Annotated in this window: 17 protein-coding genes; 15 read left to right on the forward strand and 2 right to left on the reverse strand. The window is 50.0% G+C overall.

Features of this window, described 5'->3' with window-relative positions:
• Positions 1–196 precede the first annotated feature (196 nt).
• From KZ483_RS09785 to KZ483_RS09825, 9 genes are all read left to right on the forward strand, one after another.
• Entirely contained in the window at positions 197–2,527 is a 2,331-nt protein-coding gene (locus KZ483_RS09785) for a histidine kinase (RefSeq protein WP_220352465.1), read from the forward strand.
• A 97-nt stretch (positions 2,528–2,624) separates the two neighbouring features.
• Positions 2,625–4,523 carry a YhgE/Pip domain-containing protein gene (locus tag KZ483_RS09790; protein ID WP_220352466.1) on the forward strand — a complete coding sequence of 633 codons (1,899 nt, stop codon included), beginning with the start codon at positions 2,625–2,627 and terminating at the stop codon, positions 4,521–4,523.
• A gap of 39 nt (positions 4,524–4,562) precedes the next feature.
• Positions 4,563–4,781, forward strand: coding sequence for a helix-turn-helix domain-containing protein (locus KZ483_RS09795; RefSeq protein WP_220352467.1), 219 nt, complete (start codon positions 4,563–4,565; stop codon positions 4,779–4,781).
• A gap of 278 nt (positions 4,782–5,059) precedes the next feature.
• Positions 5,060–6,133: an ABC transporter ATP-binding protein gene (locus KZ483_RS09800; RefSeq protein WP_220352469.1), complete on the forward strand. Its 1,074-nt coding sequence runs from the start codon at positions 5,060–5,062 to the stop codon at positions 6,131–6,133.
• Positions 6,133–7,005 carry a carbohydrate ABC transporter permease gene (locus KZ483_RS09805; protein ID WP_220352470.1) on the forward strand — a complete coding sequence of 291 codons (873 nt, stop codon included), beginning with the start codon at positions 6,133–6,135 and terminating at the stop codon, positions 7,003–7,005. The genes KZ483_RS09800 and KZ483_RS09805 overlap by 1 nt, the downstream gene beginning before the upstream one ends.
• 83 nt (positions 7,006–7,088) lie before the next feature.
• A complete protein-coding gene (locus KZ483_RS09810; RefSeq protein ID WP_220352471.1) occupies positions 7,089–7,916 on the forward strand; it encodes a carbohydrate ABC transporter permease in 828 nt (275 codons plus the stop codon).
• Positions 7,917–7,946: 30 nt separating this feature from the next.
• Complete coding sequence (locus tag KZ483_RS09815) at positions 7,947–9,281, forward strand: ABC transporter substrate-binding protein (protein WP_220352472.1); 1,335 nt, start codon at positions 7,947–7,949, stop codon at positions 9,279–9,281.
• Positions 9,282–9,339: 58 nt separating this feature from the next.
• Positions 9,340–10,293, forward strand: a complete 954-nt coding sequence (locus KZ483_RS09820; RefSeq protein ID WP_220352473.1) for a sugar-binding transcriptional regulator — start codon at positions 9,340–9,342, stop codon at positions 10,291–10,293.
• 49 nt (positions 10,294–10,342) lie between these two features.
• Positions 10,343–11,146 (forward strand): endonuclease/exonuclease/phosphatase family protein, encoded by an 804-nt coding sequence (locus KZ483_RS09825; protein WP_220352474.1) that lies wholly within the window; start codon positions 10,343–10,345, stop codon positions 11,144–11,146.
• Positions 11,147–11,385: 239 nt separating this feature from the next.
• On the opposite strand, the gene KZ483_RS09830 is transcribed toward KZ483_RS09825, so the two are convergent.
• A complete protein-coding gene (locus KZ483_RS09830; RefSeq protein WP_220352475.1) occupies positions 11,386–12,399 on the reverse strand; it encodes a hypothetical protein in 1,014 nt (337 codons plus the stop codon).
• Positions 12,400–12,918: 519 nt separating this feature from the next.
• Here KZ483_RS09830 and KZ483_RS09835 point away from each other — a divergent pair.
• Entirely contained in the window at positions 12,919–13,872 is a 954-nt protein-coding gene (locus KZ483_RS09835) for a hypothetical protein (RefSeq protein ID WP_220352476.1), read from the forward strand.
• 94 nt (positions 13,873–13,966) lie between these two features.
• On the opposite strand, the gene KZ483_RS09840 is transcribed toward KZ483_RS09835, so the two are convergent.
• A complete protein-coding gene (locus tag KZ483_RS09840) occupies positions 13,967–15,073 on the reverse strand; it encodes a tetratricopeptide repeat protein (protein ID WP_258881621.1) in 1,107 nt (368 codons plus the stop codon).
• Between the two features lie 190 nt (positions 15,074–15,263).
• On the opposite strand from KZ483_RS09840, the gene KZ483_RS09845 reads away from it, so the two are divergent.
• From KZ483_RS09845 to KZ483_RS09865, 5 genes are all read left to right on the forward strand, one after another.
• The gene (locus KZ483_RS09845) at positions 15,264–15,599 is read left to right on the forward strand and encodes an ABC transporter permease subunit (protein ID WP_258881622.1); all 336 of its coding nucleotides are present in this window, start codon (positions 15,264–15,266) and stop codon (positions 15,597–15,599) included.
• Positions 15,600–15,684: 85 nt separating this feature from the next.
• The gene (locus tag KZ483_RS09850) at positions 15,685–15,873 is read left to right on the forward strand and encodes an EthD domain-containing protein (RefSeq protein WP_220352479.1); all 189 of its coding nucleotides are present in this window, start codon (positions 15,685–15,687) and stop codon (positions 15,871–15,873) included.
• Positions 15,874–16,116: 243 nt separating this feature from the next.
• A complete protein-coding gene (locus tag KZ483_RS09855; protein ID WP_258881623.1) occupies positions 16,117–18,486 on the forward strand; it encodes a glycoside hydrolase family 95 protein in 2,370 nt (789 codons plus the stop codon).
• 149 nt (positions 18,487–18,635) lie between these two features.
• Positions 18,636–20,420 carry a sensor histidine kinase gene (locus tag KZ483_RS09860; RefSeq protein WP_220352481.1) on the forward strand — a complete coding sequence of 595 codons (1,785 nt, stop codon included), beginning with the start codon at positions 18,636–18,638 and terminating at the stop codon, positions 20,418–20,420.
• Complete coding sequence (locus tag KZ483_RS09865; RefSeq protein ID WP_220352482.1) at positions 20,398–21,144, forward strand: LytR/AlgR family response regulator transcription factor; 747 nt, start codon at positions 20,398–20,400, stop codon at positions 21,142–21,144. The genes KZ483_RS09860 and KZ483_RS09865 overlap by 23 nt, the downstream gene beginning before the upstream one ends.
• Positions 21,145–21,199: the final 55 nt, after the last annotated feature.

Here is a 21,199-nt window from a genome sequence, read left to right on the forward strand (position 1 = left end):
TTTTGTATTTTTATTTATTTGTTCGTTCATGGTCCTGCAAATGTTGTTTCTTTTGTTTGGAAAAGGATTCGGAGCTCAGCGTAGCCTGGTTATAAAAAAGTGGATATTCTTCCTCGGCATTGCACTTATTCTTTCATCATTTATGAATTGGGTTCTGTTAAAAACAAGCGGATAACGGATTCAGGGGGCGCTCTTTGTGAAAAGCTACAGACGAAAAACGCCGGAGGAAATATTGCATTCGATCTCAAAGCTTCATTGCGGCAGACTAAAGATTTACATCGGTGCGGTGAGCGGTACAGGAAAGACCTATCATATGCTGCGGGAAGGTCAAACACTAAAGGACCAAGGCGTCGACGTCGTCGTATGTGCGGTTTCTACGATGAGGCGTCCCGAAACGGTCGAACAGCTCGGTACGCTTGAGCGCATACCGAGTATACATTGGTTCAAGGATAGCGTTGAAAAGAAAGATCTGAACGTGGAAGCGCTGGTTGAGCGTAATCCTGAAGTCGTTCTCGTTGACGGGCTTGCCCACCGTAACCGGCCGGAAGCGATGTTTCCGTCCCGGCTTGAAGATATTAAATACCTGCGGAGCCGGGGAATCAGCGTTATAACAACCGTCAATGTGTATGAGCTTGAGGGCGTGACGGAGCTTGCCCGGAATTTGACCGGGATTGAAGCGGAAGAGACGGTTCCGATTGAAACGCTGGAGCTTGCGGATGAAGTGCGGCTCATCGATGTGACACCGGAGACGATTTTGAAACGGATGAATGAAGGGAATTTAAGCAGCCTGAAGGATGCTTCTTTACTGAAGAGGGGAAACCTCGGGAAGCTTAGGGAGCTGGCGCTTCGTCTTGTGGCGGAGGGGGTCAACGATTCACTTGAGAAATACCGGGAGGAGCAGGGGCTGATCGGTCCATCCGGCGCTTCGGAACGAATTCTGGTATCCGTCCAATACCATTGGAACGGTTCGATATATATCCGTCGCGGGCAGCAGATAGCCAAACGGCTCAACGGCGAGCTGCTCGTTGTTTCTCTTGTCAAGCCGGGCCTCGCACTCGGCAAAGAGCAGATTACATTTAAACGTTCCATTCTCAAATTGACGGAAAAAATAGGGGCCCAGTTTGAGGAGCTTCTGCTAACCGGCAGACGCCATTTGCCGAAAACGCTAGTGAAGTATGCGATGGAGCGTGGCGTTACCCGCATCGTACTCGGCCATTCCAAGCACAGCCGCTGGCAGGAATTTTGGCAGGGCTCGATCGTGAACGGTATATTAAAGAAAATCAAGAACGTCGACGTCTTCTTCGTCGCCGACCGGGCGGAACAGGAGGGTGAGCGCATCCTTCCGACCAAAACCCGGATCGAGAAACCGATTCCTTATAAGCGGCTGAGCGAGAAAGAAGTGGAGCAAAAGATCGAACGTATCCGGCGCGGCACATTCAAAGTGTACATCGGCGCGGCGCCGGGCGTCGGTAAAACGTATACAATGCTCCGCGAAGGAAATGTGCTGCTGCGTAAAGGCATCGACGTGGTTATCGGTCTGCTCGAGACGCATGGGCGGAAGGAGACAGCCGCTCAAGTGGGGGAGCTGCACACGATACCGCGGGCCGTGATTGATTACAGGGGCACCTCACTCAATGAGATGGACGTTCCCGCAATACTCGAGCGGAATCCCGAGGTGGTGCTCATCGACGAGCTGGCGCATACGAACGTGCCGGGGAGCATGAACAAAAAGCGATATGAGGACGTGCTTCAAATACTGGATGCGGGCATCTCGGTCATCTCAACGATGAATGTCCAGCACTTGGAGAGCTTGAACGATGCTGTCGAGCAAATAACCGGCGTCCGCGTCCGGGAGACAGTCCCTGACAATATCCTCCGGCTCGCGGATGAGGTGGAGCTGATTGACGTCGCGCCGAAAGCGCTGCAGCAGCGCATGCAGGAAGGCAGGATCTACGCCCTTGACAAGGTAGAGCAGGCGCTCGGAAACTTTTTTAAGACAGGGAATCTGATCGCGCTGCGCGAACTGGCTCTGCGGGAAATTGCTGACGATGTTGACGAGCGACTCGAAGCCTGGGAACGAAATGGTTCCCTGCGCGGTCCATGGCGAAGGAGAGAGAGTATCTTTGTTGCGATTACGCTAAGCTCCAATGCCGACCGATTAATCAGGCGGGGTTTCCGGATCGCATATAGACTTAAAGCGGAATGGCATGTGATGTATGTCCATCCCGCCGCTGCGCTCCCGGATAGACTCAAGCAGAGAGTGTGCGTGGTCCGGGAATTGACGGAGCGGCTGGGCGGAAGCTTCGAGCTTGCGCATGCCGGGTCGCAGCGCGAAGTGCCGACAGTGCTCCTCGCCAAAGCCGACTCCCTCAAATGCACGCAAATGATTATAGGACAATCCACAAAGGGATTTTGGCAATCGCTCCTTCGAAAGTCCGTTGTCAAAACGATTTTACGGCTTGGTCGTCATATGGATGTGCTCGTTGTCGCTGATTTCGATCCGAATGTCCGTATTAATGAAGATTAGTTTCTGAAACTGTTGGTAATTGTTCGTAATAAGCCTGTGAGAGGTTGTGAATAATAAACCTTACCATCATCGGAAATTGCATCCAAAGGAGTCTATTATGAACCCCTTCTCATGGCTTGCCTCGGAATGGAAGACCGTTCTTCGTTCTCCCAAGACGTATTTATCCTTAATCGGCGTCATGTTCATTCCCGTTCTCTACAGCGGGGTATATCTCTGGGCGTTCTGGGATCCATATGCTCATATTGAGAGAATTCCCGTCGCTGTCGTTAACGAGGACCTTCCATTCTCCTATGAGGACAAGACATATGCGATTGGAAATGGGTTGGTTAATGAATTCAAGAGGGACCGCTCTTTTGCATGGGACTTCGTTGACCGTAAGCAGGCCGACCTTGGACTTGTTAACAATGACTACTATTTCAGCATCATGATTCCGGAGGACTTCTCCGAGCGGGCCGCGACGCTAACGGCCAATAGGCCGACGCCTCTGGAGTTGACCGTGAAGACGAATGAAGGCCTCAACTTTGCCGTTGCGAAAATCGGACAGACAGGGGTTGAACAAATTCGTCAGGAGCTATCGGACCGTCTAAGCAAGAATTACGCCGAGATGATCTTTCATGATCTGGAGCCGCTGAAGGAGGGTATGGAGCAGGCTAGTAAAGGCGCTAGCCAGCTGAATCAAGGACTGCACCGGCTTGAGACCGGCACGTCGCAGATGCTTGAAGGAGTGAAGGCTAAACAAGCTGCGCTCAGCCAGTTGGACCGTGGGGCAGCCGAACTGGATCTGGCAGTGGGGAAATTAGCAGCCGATTTTTCGAATTTAGCAGCAGGGTTATCGCAGACGGCGGCCGGGCTGAAGCCCTTGCTGGAATCCGCCGAATTCAGCGGCAGGCAGCTGGAACAGGGACTGAAGCAAATTTCAGTAACCTCTCAAAGCTTGAACGATGGGCTTATGCGGTATATTAGCGAGCACCCCGAAGCCGGGAATGACCGAAATTTTGCAGGGCTATCGTCCGATGCCCTGGCGGTTGCGAATGGTGCTGCCCAATTGAATCAGTCCACGGAAGGCTTGAACGCTGCAATCGCCGGAATACGCAATAAACCGGAGATGGAGTCTGGCATCGCTCAAATCGCCGATAGGCTGAAGCAGTTCCCCCAAGAAGCTGCCGAATTAAGTAGAGGAACCCATTCGCTCGCGTCAGCAGTCCATGAGTTAAGAGTAGGGTGGGATAGTCTCGTTGCAGGCCTTGAAGGCCTATCGGAAGGAGAAGCAAAGCTGGCTGCCGGAAGCGGCAGATTAAGCGATTCGCTAGCGGATGGAGCGGGCCGATTGAACCGGCTTCACGCTTCGCAAGCTCTGTACGATATGATAGCCAACCCCGTTCGGGTGAAGGAGGAGTGGGTAAACAAGCTGCCTAACTATGGTACGGGTATGGCCCCTTTTTTCCTCTCCGTTAGTCTCTATGTCGGAGCGCTGCTGCTCAGTACGGTTTATCCGCTTCGAACAACGGCAAGTCCGCCTCCTTCAGGAATTGTATGGGGCCTCTCCAAATACAGTGTGTTGGCTCTTGTTTCGACCGGACAAGTGCTTATCATGACTGTTATCGTCACTCAGGTAGTAGGTCTGGAGCCGACAAGTTTGCTGTATTTTGTGTTGTTCTCACTCTTCACCAGTCTCGTATTCATGTCGTTTATTCAGTTTCTGGTGACAGCCGGGGATAATGCGGGGAGGTTCGCTGCGGTCATTCTGCTTGTCCTGCAACTATCGGCCACCTCCGGCACTTTTCCCGTCGAGCTGGTGCCGCGTTCACTGCAAATGGTCCATGCGTTTCTGCCGATTACGTATACCATTGAAGGCTATCGCTCAATCATATCGACAGGCCGGTACGAGACGCTTGCTAATGATATCCGGGTTCTGTCCTTCTTTGGGGCGGCATCTATTATCCTGACTATGGTGCTTCTTACGCTCCGTCTTCGCAGGAAAAGTCACGGAGTCTGAAGGTGCAGATGTAAATTCATAATGTGGAGGTGCCATAGTATGAAATTTGAACTTGGCCGATGCTTGCTGGGCGAACGATTGCACGAATCCGGCATGACCAGTGAAGAACTGGCCCGGGCTTTATTATATAAGACGGAACGGATAACCGACTTCATGGAAAATAAAAGAGTCATGCCCCTTCAAGTTGCCATATCGATCGCCGATACCATCGGATGCGGTGTAAGAGACCTCTATGAATTAATTTCTCAAGAGTCCTGATCATCATAGGTCGTAAACGTCTGCGAATTGTAAATGCGGAATCTCGATTTCATGAAACATTAATAATAAGGTTCTGGGTAAAAAGTCTGCAGGTGCCGTACCTGCGGGCTTTTTTGCTGTTTTTCGACCTCTTTCTTGAAGTCGGAATTTCCACCAACTTGAAGAGTTGGTAAATGTATTTACCCCGGAAATCTTGTGTGCTAGCATGGTTTTCGGCAAGCAATTGTCCGAAATTGAGCAAATGATTAGTCTGACATACGAGGGAGGAGAGGGTGAGAATGGCGCATATTACCTTGAAAGGAATAAGCAAACAATACGGTTCCGACTTGGTTGTCCGCGACCTGAACCTGACGATCTTGGACGGCTCCTTTACGGTGCTCGTCGGACCTTCCGGCTGCGGAAAGTCGACGACCCTGCGTATGATTGCCGGACTGGAGACGCAGACGGAGGGTGAAATCCTTATCGGTGAAACCTCCATGAACGGGGTGGAGCCCGGCAAACGCAACGTTGCGATGGTCTTTCAAAATTATGCGCTTTATCCGACGATGACGGTCAGAGGAAATATCGAATTCGGCCTGATCAACCGTAAAGTGCCGAAAGCCGAGCGAAACCGGCTCATCGAGGAAATATCGGAAATTGTCGGTCTTACCTACTATTTGGACAAAAAACCTCAAACCTTATCGGGCGGGCAGCGGCAGAGGGTGGCGCTGGCGAGGGCGATGGTGAAGCAGCCGGCCGTTTTCCTGATGGACGAGCCGTTATCCAACCTGGATGCCAAGCTGCGCAATCAAATGCGCACGGAATTGGTCCAACTGCACGAACGTCTTGGTACGACGTTTGTCTACGTGACTCATGACCAGGTGGAAGCAATGTCCATGGGCGACCATATCGTTATTATGGACCGCGGTATGATTCAACAGTTCGATTCGCCGATGAGCATTTACGATAAACCGTCGAACCTGTTCTCCGCCCAGTTTATCGGTTCCCCTCCGATGAACGTGATGGGAAGGCATGCACTGCCGGAATTGCGTTTGATAAACGGCAGCGAGACTGGATTCGTCGGATTTCGGCCGGAACATGCTGTATTTGCGACAGATAAGAAATCAGACTGCCTCCATTTGACTGCTCAGATCGTATCGAGAGAAATGCTCGGTTCCGAAATCGTGTACAGATTACGGCATGCGGCAGGGACATTCTTTGTGAAAAGGTTTCTTGAGCCCGCTGAGCAAGCAGCCGACGTGCTGATAGCGGTTCCTTATTCCAAGCTGCATTATTTTAACAACCAAGGCGAGAGGACGGAAGCTTGGCCCGAACCGTCTGTGCCCGCACTCGTTGCGGGAGGAACGAAATAATGAGCTTTTACGCCCGGATTCGGCCTTATGCGATGGTTGCGCCTTCCGTTCTCATTTTCTTATTTTTCTTCATTTATCCGATTTTCTACATGATCTATCTAAGCATGCATAAGTGGAATTTTATTTCTCCGGACAAAACGTTCGTCGGTACGGACAATTTCAAGGATTTGTTCAGTGACAGCGAATTCCTGCAAGTAATTCGCAATACGTTCTCGTACACGCTGTTCACGGTTTCGCTGACGATTGCGCTGGCATTGCTGATTGCGCTATGGGTCAACCGGCAGGGAAGGCTGTACAGTATAATGCAGGGACTTATCTTCAGTCCGCATATCATATCGCTCGTTTCCGTATCGATGCTTTGGATGTGGCTGATGGATCCCCAATACGGTTTACTCAACTGGCTTCTTGGGAGCATCGGTTTGCCGGAGCTGCAATGGCTCGGTGATCCGAAGACATCACTCTTCTCGCTTGTAATCGTTGCGGTATGGAAGAGTGTCGGCTTTAACACTTTGGTGTTCATTGCCGGTTTACAGAGTATTTCCAGCCAAATCTATGAAGCGGCCGCTTTGGACGATGCCAGCAGGTGGAGAACGTTCTACAGGCTGACTCTTCCGATGCTATCACCGACATTGTTCTTCTTGATCATTACGAATCTCATCGGCTCGTTTCAGGTCTTTGAGACGATTGCAATTATGACGGGCGGGGGACCGGTTAATTCGACGAGCACCCTGGTGTTCTATATCTACGAATACGGCTTCCGGTTTTTCAAAATCGGTTACGCATCATCGGCAGGCGCTATTTTGCTTATTGTAGTAGGCTTGCTTACGATTCTCTATTTCAAACTGTTAAGCCGTAAAGTTCATTACAGATAGCGTATGCTTCCGATGTGAGTTTCCTGCGATCCTGCGCTGGAGCTTAGCATGGAAGTCGCAAAAAACTCTTAGGAGCTGTTGGCATGAACGTCAAACGGATATCGGTTCGAACGATTCACAGCGCCGGCCTGCTGCTCCTTCTGTCGGCCTTTGCGATTCCGTTCGTATGGATGGTGTCAACTTCAGTCAAATCGCTGTCGGAGACGAATGTATTCCCTCCCGTCTGGATACCGAAGGATTTTCAGTGGGGGAATTTCGCCGATGCATGGAATTCAGGGCCGTTTCTGCATTTTTTAACAAACAGTGTCGTCGTGTCGATCGGAATCTTGGTACTGCAGTTTCTGACGATCATTCCTGCCGCCTACGCCTTTGCGCGCTACAGGTTCCGCGGAGACGGCTTCCTGTTCGGACTGACGATGGTCACGCTAATGATCCCGTCTCAGCTCATCTTTCTGCCTGTTTATCTGATGCTCAGCAAGTGGGGGCTCATTAATACCCAGCTTGCGCTTATACTGCCGTTTGCCACGAGCGCGTTCGGAATTTTCCTCCTGCGGCAAACGTTCAGGCAGGTTCCCGAGGAGCTGCTTGAGGCGGCCAGGCTCGATCAGGCCGGGGAGTGGAAAATGATCTGGAAGCTGATGGTGCCGATGGCGAAGCCGACTCTCGTAACGTTCGCTTTGTTCAGCTTTATCGCGCATTGGAACGATTATTTCTGGCCGCTTGTCATGACCACATCGAACGAAGCGCGTACGCTGCCGATCGGCATTTATATGATCCGTGAGGTCGAAGGCGGAACGGCCTGGAATGTCGTGATGGCAGGGAATATGATCCTTGTGATCCCTATCCTGATCGTCTTCTTCTTCGCACAGCGGCAAATCATTCAAGCGTTTGTTTACTCCGGCGTCAAATAGCAGAAATATAAATTTGGAGGTTTTATTCTAATGAAGAAGCTTAAACCATTCATTCTCGTCTGCGCTGCAGCCTTGTCTTTGGCAGGATGCGGAGGCGGAAGCGGCGGCTCCGGGTCGGAAGCCGTGCAGGGCGGGGAGCCCGGCAGCGCCGCACCGGCACCGACGGCTGCGAATACCGACAAGAAGCCGGTCGAAATTCAGTATTGGTATGCGAACGGCGATAAAATCGCGGAAAACAACGAAAATTTGGTTAAGCAGTTCAACGAATCGCAGTCGGAAGTGCATGTCACGGCGGCGTTTCAAGGCAACTACAACGATCTTCACTCCAAAGTTCAAGCGGCATTCGCGGCAGGCAGCGCGCCTGAAGTCACGCAGAACGAAATCAGTACGGTCGCCTTGTTCGCGAGAAACGGCATGACGCAGGATATGACTGAGCTGGCAAAGCGGGATAATGTGGATCTGGGCGATTTTGTGCCGGGTTTGATGGGGAATTCTTATGTGGACGGCAAGCTTTATGCGCTTCCTTATTTGAGAAGCACACCGATTTTATACATCAATACGACAATTGCGAAGGAAGCGGGCCTCGACCCTGCAGGGCCGAAGAACTGGAAGGAATTCGAGGAATATGCGCGTAAAATGACTGTTCCCGGCAAGCGCGTCGGTATGACGATGACGAATGGATTGTGGTTCTATGAAGCTCTCGTCATTCAAAGCGGCGGGAAGCTGTTGTCCGATGACGGAACGAAGACTGCCTTCAATACGCCGGAAGCCATCGAACCGTTGAAGTTTTGGCTGAAAATGAAGGAAGAAGGCATTCTGAAGATTTTAACGACGGACGATGCAGGCCCGCAAGCCAGAACCGACTTTCAAAATCAGAGGTCAGGCATGTTTTTCAGTTCAACGGCCGATTTGACCAAATTGATGCAGATCGCCGAGGAATCCAGTTTTGAACTGAACAACACGTTCATGCCGGCGAACAAAAGTTACGGCGTGCCGACAGGCGGATGCAACCTGGTCATGATCAGCGGACTTTCCGAGGAGAAGAAAGAAGCCGCGTGGAAATTCATCAAGTGGATGACGGAGAAGGAACAGGCGATTTACGCAAGCTCCTTCACCGGTTATTTACCGAGCCGCACTTCGGCATTGGAAAGCGATGAAATGAAGAAATTGTATGCGGAGAAGCCGCAGTTTAAAGTAGCGGTCGACCAGCTGCAGTATGCGGTTCATCGTCCGATGGTGACCAACTTCCCGGAAGTGCAGAAGATTTTTGAAGATCAATTTGCGCGGACGGTGGTCGATTCCTCCGTAACCCCGGAAAAAGCAATGGCCGAAGCGGCCGAAAAAGGAGACAAGGTTTTAAAATAACATCGATAATAAAGCAGCTGTGAAAAGCAAGCCGCTTTATATTCACAATGGAGAGATCATGCATAAGACGGCGAATTATGAGCAGCTATCAAGGGACAGCTTTCTGGAGCGTATTGCCCGAATGTATTACGTACTCGGGATGAATCAGCAGGAGATATCCGAACGGCTGGCGGTTGGAAGGTCGTCGGTTGCACGATTTCTCCAGGAAGCCAAGGAAAAAGGCATTATACAGTTTCATATTCACTCAGATATCGAAAATTGCCGTCTCTCCGCAATGGAGAAGCGCCTCAACCGGAAGTATGGCCTCAAGGATTGCGCCGTTTTCCGTCAGGATGATTCGGCTTATTCGTTCGAGTATTTGGCGGGTCAGTACCTGAATTCGATACTGCCGACTCAAGGCGCAATCGGTCTCGGCTGGGGAAGAACGTTGTATGCGGTCGGAACGCAGCTGCACTTGGCCGATCCGCGGCCGGGGTTGAAGATCGTGCAGCTAACCGGAGGGTCCGGCGCCAAGGAAGAGCTGGTACCCGCCGCTTCCGTCATCCAAATGTGGAGCCAGGGGCTGCGGGGGAAGCCGCTGTTATTCCCGGCGCCGGCTATCGCATTGAACGAGGACAGCAGAATCGGCTTCCTTGAGGAACCGAGCATTCAAGAACTGATGGCAGAGATTCGCAATGTCTCGGCTATCATTGTCGGAGTTGGCGATTCCAGCGATAATGCGACGATTATTACTTCAGGCCTCGTGCCCGGACTGACCGGTCCGATACTGTCAGAGAAAAGCGTCGGAGACGTCATCTTTCATTTTTATAATAAAACCGGCCGCTTCTCTTTCCAAGAGCTGAGCACGAGGGTGGTCGGCGCTTCTGCGGAAGATTTCATGAGCATTGGTTTGCGCATCGGAATAGCGTACGGTTTACATAAGCGCGAAGCTATACTGGGTGCCCTACAAGGCGGGCTGCTGCATGTTCTTCTTACAACCGAGCAGACGGCCGCGGTTCTGTTGCACGAATAGCGGCCGGGACGGCATAATTCGAGAGTAAAGGAAAGGACTGAGATTAAGAATGTCTACACGGACTTCCGGGCTCAGAGTCATGACGTTTAATGTAAGGCATGCGACGGACCTCTCCCCCAATTCCTGGGAGGAACGGCTGCCGCTAATTCGGGAGCTGCTTCAGCGTGAGATTCCCGATTTGATCGGAACTCAGGAGTGTTACTACAGTCAAATCAAGGATATGCTGTCGATATTGCCGGATTACGAATATATCGGCTTAGGACGAAACGGCGGAAGCCGGGGGGAGTATTCTGCGATCTTCTACAGAAGAGACCGCTTCGACGTTCTGGAGTATGATCACTATTGGCTGTCTGACACGCCGGGAATGATCGGTTCGACGACCTGGAACCACGAAGCGCCTCGAATGGTCACATGGGGACGGTTTCGGGAGCTCGGCAGCGGGTTGCAATTCTACATGTGCAATACGCATATGGACCATCTCTCAGAGGAAGCTCGAATCAAAGGCGCTGCGTTACTGGCGGAGCGAGCCGGGGAGTTCGATAAGGCGCTGCCTGTCCTGATTACCGGCGATTTCAACGTCGGTCCCGATTCAGAGCCATCTCGTATACTCCATCAAGGCGGCTTCACCGATACGTGGAATTCAGCTGCGGAACGCGGCGGGGAAGATCTCGGAAGCTTCAATGACTTCAAGGATCCACTGGGAAAAGGCCCGACCTGGCGGATCGATTGGGTTATTACGCGTGGCGGCATCCAAGTCGACTCCATTCGTATAGTGAACGATCACCAGGGGGGCAGGTTCCCGAGCGACCACTTTCCGGTTGTGGCGGAAATGAGATTGAGTTATAAAACGTAGAATGCCATTAAAAGAATATTAAGATCGATTCGGCTCGAGGTGGCATGATTCGGGCCTATTGTATGACGTACGGTATCAGCTCACGAGTGGACCTCGCGAAAAACAGCGCGACTTAGACCGGGCAGTGGACGGTATAAGCGAAGGTACGGCGTGTCTAAGGTTTTGCGGGTTAAAAGAGGCGGGGCAAGCGCGTGAGCGTGCCGTTAAAATCGGGGGTTAGTCACGGATTCAAGTACTTGTTATTGTTTCTTGTCGGGTACAATATTGCTAGAATTCGTCATCTCATGGTTTTTGAATTCAACAACATTGTCTGGCAACGCACTAACCACGGCATTAACGCCTTCTCCCGTCAATAAGTAATACGGAGTTGCATACTCTTGTTCAACTCCCAATGAATCGTGATAATACACTAATTCAATTTTAGTGATATCGACCTCGGAAGCACTCTCATCTTTGGTAAATACAAGACCGTTTCCTTCTTTTAATTTAATAACTGCATCTGCTAATTCAATTACGGGGTAAGCCCCCACTTCTTTTTCTTCTGCTTCTCTCCAAACACTTTTGACTGCAACTACACCTGAACCATAAAAGTATACTGTCAGTTTCGGGCCTGTACCAGTCCAAGTTACGCCATCCAAATCTCTTCTAAACTCCACTCCAACTTGATACGGCATTTCATCGTATTTATCAGTAGCTGGGTTATAAATCCCCCTAGTGTCAACCTTTATTCCAGAAAATATGGCGTCCTTTTTCATTAAGCCCTTTTCTAATAGAAAATCTTCCGCAAGTTTTCTGTACTCTTGTTCAGAGTTCATATTTTTCAGTGGCTCTGATTCGTTTTCCCATTCTTTCGTTGTATAGGTGATTGAACCTGTTAATTTATCAATAATTAAATTTTTATCAACTGATTTAGCATGGTATTTTTTGTCGTCTTCCTTTATTTCATCTACAACGCCTAAGTTTTTAGCAATATTTTCAATATCTGATTTCTGTAGTTGAGGTTTTTTTATTTTATAAACTTTAAAATTCTCTGGTTTTGTAAAATCAACTTTTATATTAATTTTATCTGGTACTTTTCCAGAACCAACATGACCTAAGGAATTAATTGATATTTTTTCAGGACGGTTTATATTATCCGCACTTACTTTATTTGATGAGGTATCGCTTTGGTTAAATGAAATAACCGTTATTGTGGTTATAACCACAGCTAATGACAACGTTCCAATAAGTAGTTTTGTTTTTTTACTGAACATCTTAGTCTTTTCCTCCTATGCCGCATGATCCCAGTATGAGCATTTTGTTTTGTCATTGCCATAAGGAATAGGATCAGCAGATACACTACCGTAACCCCATATTTTATCACTATCCGAGGCAATTGCACCAAAAACGCGTGAATAATTACCATTAATGATAGATTGGGTATCATCACCATATTTTTTTACTTAATGGTTATATATATCTACCAAAGCTAAATATATAGGTGAGCTCATCATTCGTAAACAGGAAAATATTAAATCAGATTCTGTATACTACTTGAATGATATATGTAGGTATAAACTCGAGGATATCAAGCCATTGCGGCCAAGTCCCTTCCGCTCCAAGTTGAACAGCAGCTTTATTTTTGTCTCAAATGACGAAGATCAGTAATGAGTTCAACCTGTTTATGAGATGATTTTTGCACAGTCCGAGAGAAGATGATATTTCCCGGAAACATTAATCGGGTAAGATTCGTTATAGAGACAACGAGCCAAAACGACATGGAGGGAAATCTTATGAAAACTATATTGCCGCGCAAATCAAAGACTGTTACTCTGGCTGTTCTTGCAGCGCTGACATTTTCAATACAAGCAGAAATCACAGCAGCCGCAAGTGCTTACGCCGGTAAGTCCGCGGCATCTATGACAGTAAACTCGGCGTTGGGCGATGCCGATTCCGCCAAGATGACCGCCCACTATGAAGCGCTGCTTAAGAAAGGCCGGCTGCCTGAAGCGATTGCTTATCTATCCGCTCACATCGGAGAAGTATCATCTTATCCGGCTATGATCATGGTGCTGCAACTGGAAAATGCCGTGAAAAAAGCGCTTCCGTCAATGGATCAGCAATTCGCCAAAACATCGGTACAGGAGAGCATAAACAAAGTTTACAAATTCGGAGACAGCTTCAGTGATGTCATGAGTCGCTCGAAAGACAGCTCCCTTAAGTCGCTGCTGAAGGAAGCGGACGCAAGCGGATATAAGCTCGAGACGGCTGAGGGCTATTTTTTTCCAGTTATCAATTATGCAGCCTTTCAGAAATTTCGCCCTTATGTAACAGACGACATCCAGGCTTACATTGACATCATGACGGTCGAATCGAATAAGGCAAGCGTCAAGGATGCCGGACTCGTCATCGGTTACCAGGAGCTTGTCAACCGTGCCCTTACTCAAGAGCGGTTCGTGCAGCAGTTTCCGAATTCCAACCGCACGGTCCAAGTAAGAAGCCTGTTCGACAGGTATAAGATCTATACCTTTTACGGGACGAACAATACGCCGCTCTTCGACTACGAGAGCAAAAAGATGCAGCCGAACGCCATCAAGGGATACACTGCTCTGCTGCAGTATACAAAGAACGGGAACAGCCCTTACCTGAACCTGCTGCGGAAGTTTATGAATCTGGCGGCGGACAACAACTACAAGCTCACTTCGGAGGTGGAAAAGTATCGCACTATTAATGTACCGGTGAAGTAATCTTGAAGCCCATCTCCCCCTGCGATCATCTCCATTCGGGGGAATTGCGACGCGAGATTGAAGCGCAGGGGGATCCAACCGAATTTCACCCTATTCAAGCCTTCTCCGCAACTTTAACAGCATCCGTTAATAGTGCATGAAATCGTTCCACTTCCTCACGCACCCAAATCGTTCTCTCCCAGGAGTCGATTATAGCAAGCGTTTTTTTTGTGAGCTTCAATGCCTCAGCGTGGTTACCTTTGCGATGCAGCAATTGCGCCAAGCCATACTGATAATAGATAAGCTCGATCTGATTGGCTTTCGTTCTATTGTAAAGGATTTGGTCAAACGCCGATTCAGCCTTTTCATACTCACCGCATTTGATATAAGATACTCCCAAGTTGAAGTAGGCTTCTATCGTCTTTTCGCCGCCATATGACTTACTGACCTCGTTTGCCTGTTCATAACAAAGCAGGGCATCGCTAAACTCACCGTTAAACAAATACAGATCGCCTCGAACGAGCAGTAAGCGGTGTTTAATCAGAGGCGTACAATATAGGTCGCGTGATTGCTCCAGAATCTCCGCGGCCTTCTCTCTCTGGAATGTTTTCAAGTAATATTTCGCTTTGAAAGTGAGTCCCAGAACTTTTAAACCCTGGACCTCCGGATCGTGCGGATCAAGGTTCTCCAGTACCCGGAGGCCGCCCTCGATACGATGCAGCCCTTCATCCAGTAATCCGATTTCGAGCAATGCCCAGCCAGCCGTATCGATCAGAAATAAAGCGCTGAGCGTTTCTCTATTAAAGGACAAAGCGGCGCGGGCGGCTTTGAGCCCATATTCAATTCGCATGGGGAGGCTAACCCGGCTTAGGAAATGACTTAGCCGCAGCATCAACTGAATCAACAGCTCCGCATCCTCTTCGGCGCTTGCCCACTCCATCAGCTTGGTTATATTCGGCCATTCCCGTTTAACTTCTTCAAGATCGCGCCCCAGGAGGCAATTCCAATAAGACGCCTCAGGCTTATTCCGCTTAAGATAGGTGTCCAAATAGTTAATGTAATATTGACTCCACCTCTGACGGGCTTCAGATTCAAACGTTTTGTTCTCGGATAAATATTGCTCTCCATATGCCAATACGGTCCGATGAGCCCGATAATGCAAATGTCCTTCTACTCTTTCTGTCTCTATAAGAGCACAGCCCCGCAATTGTTCCGCAGCCAAGAAAAAGCGTCGGCCATCCAAGCCTGCCGCTGCCCCCCAGCTCTCCTCCGAGGCAGGCCTGCCAAAAAAGCAGAGCACCTGCCACAAATGTCTGGCATCCTCGCTGCAGCGTTCCCAAGTACGGCCGAACAGATACTCGAATAATGCCGATAACGAATATCCGACATTACCTATGTCGGATATTAGCTCTTTGATTGGAATATCAGAATCAACCCAAGTCGACGGAGCAACAGGACTGCAGGGTTTCTTTAAAGTAACGCTTCCCTTGGTCAGGCCGGGAGTCATTGCCACCGGACTGCTTTGTTTTGTCTTTGCTTGGAACGAGTTTCTGCTCGCCGTAACTCTGACCTACACCAATTCCGCGACAATGCCGGTGTTTATGGCTTCCTTTATGACTCAAGAAGGGCTGTTCTGGGGGAAAATGTCCGCAGTGGCGACTACCGCCGTGCTGCCGTCCGTCGTTCTGGGTTGGTTTACCCAGAAGCAATTAGTGCAGGGCTTAACGATGGGAGCGGTCAAGGGGTAACGGATCAGTTTGCAGCAATTACAGTTGACTATACCACTGGTGTCATGCTTTATCATGTGATTATAACCCCTAAGGAGTTGATTGCATGATCGTATTGACTTTCTGCTATAAACGAGAGATCCCATTTGATGAGACCTATTATTTCAATTCGCATCTTCCCTTACTGTCCAGGAAAACCGTTCTTGAGAAGGGCGCTTCCAAGTACGAGGTGAAAAAGGTTTTGTCTACGGCAGACGGCTCTTCCGCTCCGAATTCCTTTATTTTCAATTTGTAATTTGAATCCAGGGAAGCTCTGGATATTTTTATCAGCGACCCAAGAATCAAGGCTTTACAGGATGATGTTTCTAACTATTACATTGGAGAGCAAGATATCTTTATTGAAGAAGTCATCGCATCTTTCACGGCTGCCAACCTTTGACCAGCTTATAACAATTTTAATTAAACATAAATTCATCAACCACAGCATCCTCAGGGTGATGTGGTTTTTTTTCGTTTTTTCGGAAGGAAAAGCGGATTAATGCAAGAATTAATGGGATACAGAGAGAAAGAGGAGGACGCGAAATTGAATGATTTGAAGGTGTGGTTTGATAAGCCTGCCGCCCGTTGGGAGGAGGCCTTCCCGATCGGAAACGGAACGTTGGGCGGGATGGTTTTTGGCAAGGGCGAAGTCGAGCGTATTCAGCTGAACGAGGACAGCTTATGGTACGGAGGCCCGATGAACAGGAACAACCCGGACGCCTTCAAGCATTTAAACGAAATCCGCAGGCTGGTGTTCGCCGGCCGAATTCAGGAAGCGGAGGAATTAGCGTCGAGGTCATTGATCGGAGTGCCGGACGGGCAGCGGCATTATGAACCGCTCGGCGACCTGTATTTGGATTTTGGTTCCGCTACGGAGGAAGCGAAGCGGTATCGCCGGGAATTAGACCTTGATCAAGGCGTCGCACGTGTACAATATAACGTCGACGATGTTTCCCATGAACGGGAATATTTCTCGAGTTTTCCGGATCAAGTGATGGCAATCCGTCTAACCGCCGACAAGCCGGGAAGTATTACGTTCTCCATGCTTTTTGGCCGTGGGGCTGTATTGGAGCCTACGCCTTGGTCGGATATTTTAAAGCATCCGGTAGGGTTTCACGCTAATTTGGACCGGATCGGGACGAATGAGGCCGGCGACCTCATTATTCGCGGCCGAAGCGGCGGCGAGGAAGGCATTCGTTTCTGCTGTGCGGTGAGAGTGCTGACGGAGGGAGGCAGGCGTACTAGTACCGGCCGGCAGCTTCAAGTTGAGCAGGCGGATGCAGTGACCATTCTTTTCTCCGCATGCACGGACTTCAGGATTTCGAAAGAGCATATGGAATCCGAGTGCGTTCGACGGCTTGATAAGGCTGCTTCTCAATCTTACGAGTCGCTTCGCGCGAAGCACGTTGAAGATTACCGGTCCTTATTCGGCCGTGTCAGCTTAATGCTTCAAGGCTGCGAGACCGAAGCGGCGCTCGCGGATATCCCGATCGACAGACGGTTGGAACGAGTCCGGGAAGGAAACGAGGATGCCGGGCTTGCCCGCTTATACTTCCAATTCGGCCGGTATCTGCTCATCTCGAGCAGTCGCCTTGGATCGCTGCCGGCCAATCTTCAGGGTATCTGGAATCAGGACATGCTGCCGATTTGGGACAGCAAATATACGATCAATATTAATACGCAAATGAATTACTGGCCGGCCGAAATGTGCAATTTGGCGGAATGTCACCGCCCCTTGTTCGATATGACCGAAAGGCTGCGGGTCCGCGGGCGGGAAACGGCAGCTGTGATGTACGGGTGCCGCGGTTTCGTGGCTCATCATAATACGGATATATGGGCGGATACGGCTCCGCAGGACGTTTGCATAACGTCCACCTTCTGGACGATGGGGGCCGCCTGGCTTTGCCTGCATTTGTGGGATCATTATGAGTTCGGAAGAGACGAAGCGTTTCTCCGCGGGGTTTATGGAACAATGAAGGAAGCGGCGCAATTCGTACTGGATTATCTGGTGGAAGACCCGCAGGGACAGCTCGTCACTTGTCCGTCCTCCTCGCCGGAAAACAGATACTTCCTTCCGAACGGGGAAACGGGAGCGTTGTGCTTCGGCCCTTCCATGGACAGCCAGATCATTCGGGAGCTGTTCCAGAACTGTGTGAAGAGTGCGGATATCCTGCAAACGGACAGCGAATTCGCCGAGACGTTGAAGAAGACGCTTGAGCGTATTCCACAGCCCGCAGTCGGCAAACACGGTCAAATTCAGGAATGGAGCGTCGACTACGAGGAGCTTGAACCGGGTCATCGGCACATCTCGCATCTGTTCGCGCTCCATCCCGGCTCGCAGATTGACGTCTCCCGTTCCCCGGAGCTTGCCGCGGCCGCCAAACGAACGCTTGAACGCAGGCTTATGCACGGCGGCGGCCACACCGGCTGGAGCCGGGCGTGGATTATTAACATGTGGGCGAGATTGGAAGAATCGGAGCTTGCTTACGATAACGTAATGGAGCTGCTTCGAACTTCTACTTTACCTAATTTGTTCTGCAATCATCCCCCATTTCAAATCGACGGTAATTTTGGCGGGACTGCAGGCATCGCAGAAATGCTCCTGCAAAGTCATGCCGGCGAAATAAATCTGCTTCCGGCTCTGCCTGCGGCATGGAAGCAAGGAAGCGTTCGGGGGTTGCGGGCACGCGGCGGGTTTGAAGTCGACATCGAGTGGATAGACGGATGTCTTGCGAATGCATCCATAAGTGCAAAACAAGAAGGGAGCTTTACGGTCAGGTACCGTGAAAAATCTGTCAGCTTGGTGTTTGACAAACAAAGGCCCTTTTATAAAATTGACGGAAAAACGTTCACAAAGCACCTTGAGTGACCGTCAGTGCAAACTGATTGTGTCCTTTTTTCCCCTTATATGATCATCTTCTGCAGCGCAATGCTATACAGGTTCTCCCAAGGTCTTCTTATGAAGGCCTTTTTTTTGTATGATGAATATAAGAGGACAAATAGCGAGCAGGTGAATGGATGATTAATTTATTGCCATTAATGCTGGAGCGGGTCGGTATTCTCCTGATTGTCGTTTTTCTGCTCTCGAGAATGCGGTCCTTCCGTCAAATTATTCATAATGAGCATGGCCTGAAAGAAAAAATGCTGATGATCGCCATATTCGGAGCCTTCGGCATCATCAGCAACTATACGGGGATCGAAATCCGCAATGGTTTGATTTTACCGCAGGTGTGGCAGACAGATGTCAGCTATGAGAGCGCTCTTGCCAATACGAGAGTGCTGGGGGTTGCACTCGGCGGTCTGCTGGGGGGGCCACTGGTCGGGTTTGGCGTCGGTATGATAGCCGGCCTGCACCGGCTGACACTGGGCGGATTTACGGCTGTCGCTTGCTGCATCTCCACGATATTGGCCGGAATTGCAACCGGTATCATTGGTGTGTACCTGCGTAAGAGCGGTAAAAACACGCCTATGCGGGCGGTAGCGATCGGTATTCTGATGGAATGCATTCAGATGCTGGTCATCGTTATCTTCGCCAAACCGTATGATGCTGCTCTGGATCTGGTCCGGATTATCGGCATTCCGATGGTTCTTATCAACGGCTTCGGTACGCTGCTCTTTATGTTAATCGTTCAATCCATTCTCCAGGAGGAGGAGCGCACACGTGCGCTGCAGACCCACAAAGCGCTGTATATTGCAGATCAGACGCTGCCTTTTTTCCGGCAAGGACTGAATGCGCATTCATGCCGGGAAGCGGCGGCGGTTATTCTGAAATGGACGAATGCGGCCGCCATCGCCATTACGAATCAGAGCCAGGTATTGGCGCACGTCGGAGCAGGCTCCGACCATCACATTCCGCTGCAAAGCCTATCAACCCAATTAACGAAAAATGTTCTCGAGCAAGGACGAATCCTGAAGGCGAGATCGCGGGAGAAGATTCAATGCTTTGAGCCAAACTGCCCTTTGCAGGCTGCGATTGTGCTTCCGCTTAAGGTTCACCATAAGACGGTCGGGACATTAAAGCTGTATTTTTCCAACCCGGCTCAGATGGATAGGGTGGAACAGGAGCTGGCTGAAGGTCTGAGCAAGCTGTTTTCCACTCAGCTGGAACTAGCGGATGCCGAGCTTCAGGGCAGGCTGCTCAAGGATGCCGAGATAAAAGCGCTGCAGGCACAGATTCATCCCCATTTCCTGTTTAACGCCATTAACACCATATCTGCGCTATGCCGTACCGATTCGGAGAAAGCAAGAAAACTGCTGCTGCAATTAAGCGTATTTTTTCGCAGCAACCTGCAAGGGGCGCGTCAAATGCTCATTCCGCTTCATAAGGAGCTCGAGCATGTAGGTGCCTATTTATCTTTGGAAAAGGCGCGTTTTCCGGATAAATATACGGTGTGCCTCGACATTGATCCATCGCTCGAGGATGTGCTAATTCCACCGTTTACCCTGCAGCCATTAGTGGAGAATGCCGTTCGTCACGCCTTTTCCAAATCCAAAGGAAGAGAAAAGGGACAAGTCACGGTCCGGGCTTACCAAGAGGGTGATCAAATGATTCTGGTCACGGAGGATAACGGAAGAGGGATACCTGCGGAACAGCTTGGCTGGCTTGGCAAACAAACCGTCAAATCGGCGGAGGGAACGGGGACGGCCTTGTTCAATATCCGCACGCGGATAGAAGAAATCTACGGGGGCGAAGCGGCCTTTCATATCGAAAGCAAATGGAACGCAGGCACCAGGATCGCAATTGTCGTACCTTTACATTATGTCATGGGAGGAATTCAGCATGCTGAGGGCTTTGATCGTTGATGATGAACCGCTCGCCAGAGATGAATTGACGTACATTCTTCGCCGGACGAAGCGGGTGGATGTGGCGGGGGAAGCCGAAAATATGGAGGATGCCTATGCGCAGATTGGGCAGCTGATGCCTGATGTGGTGTTTCTGGATATTCAGCTTGCCGAAGGCAGCGGCCTGGATTTGGCGAAGCAGCTGCTAAGCTTTGACCGCAGACCCGAAATTGTATTCGCGACAGCATATGACGAATATGCCTTGAAGGCTTTCGAGTTGGAGGCAGTTGACTACATCCTCAAGCCTTTCGATGAGTACCGCATTCAGCAAACGGTGGAGAAGCTGTGCAAGCTGAATGGTCTGCGTGACGGAAGTCAACCTTTAAAAGCGCTTCAGAAGTTCGTGCCGCGCGAGCAGACCGATAAACTGGCAATAACCGCCCAAGACCGTATTTTATTAGTGAATATTTGCAGAATATTGTACATCAGCTCAGTTGAAGGGAAGACGGTCATTGTAACGGAAGATGCGCAGTATACAGTTAGCGATTCGCTTGTTACCTTCGAGCAGAAGCTGCATAACAGTCCGATTGTTCGCGTTCATCGCGCATTTCTCGTCAACCTCGACGGAATTGTTGAAATACAGCCATGGTTCCATTCTACGTATAATCTGATTATGAAGGACGGGTCAAAGGTGCCTGTCAGCCGGACGCACATGAAGGAGCTCAAGCAGCTTATCGGATTTTAATTTTAGATCGGTGTAACCGCTTGCAGCTCGGGCCGCGATTATTGCCGTTCACTCT

This window comes from Paenibacillus sp. sptzw28 (assembly GCF_019550795.1).
Classification (GTDB): Bacteria; Bacillota; Bacilli; order Paenibacillales; family Paenibacillaceae; genus Paenibacillus_Z.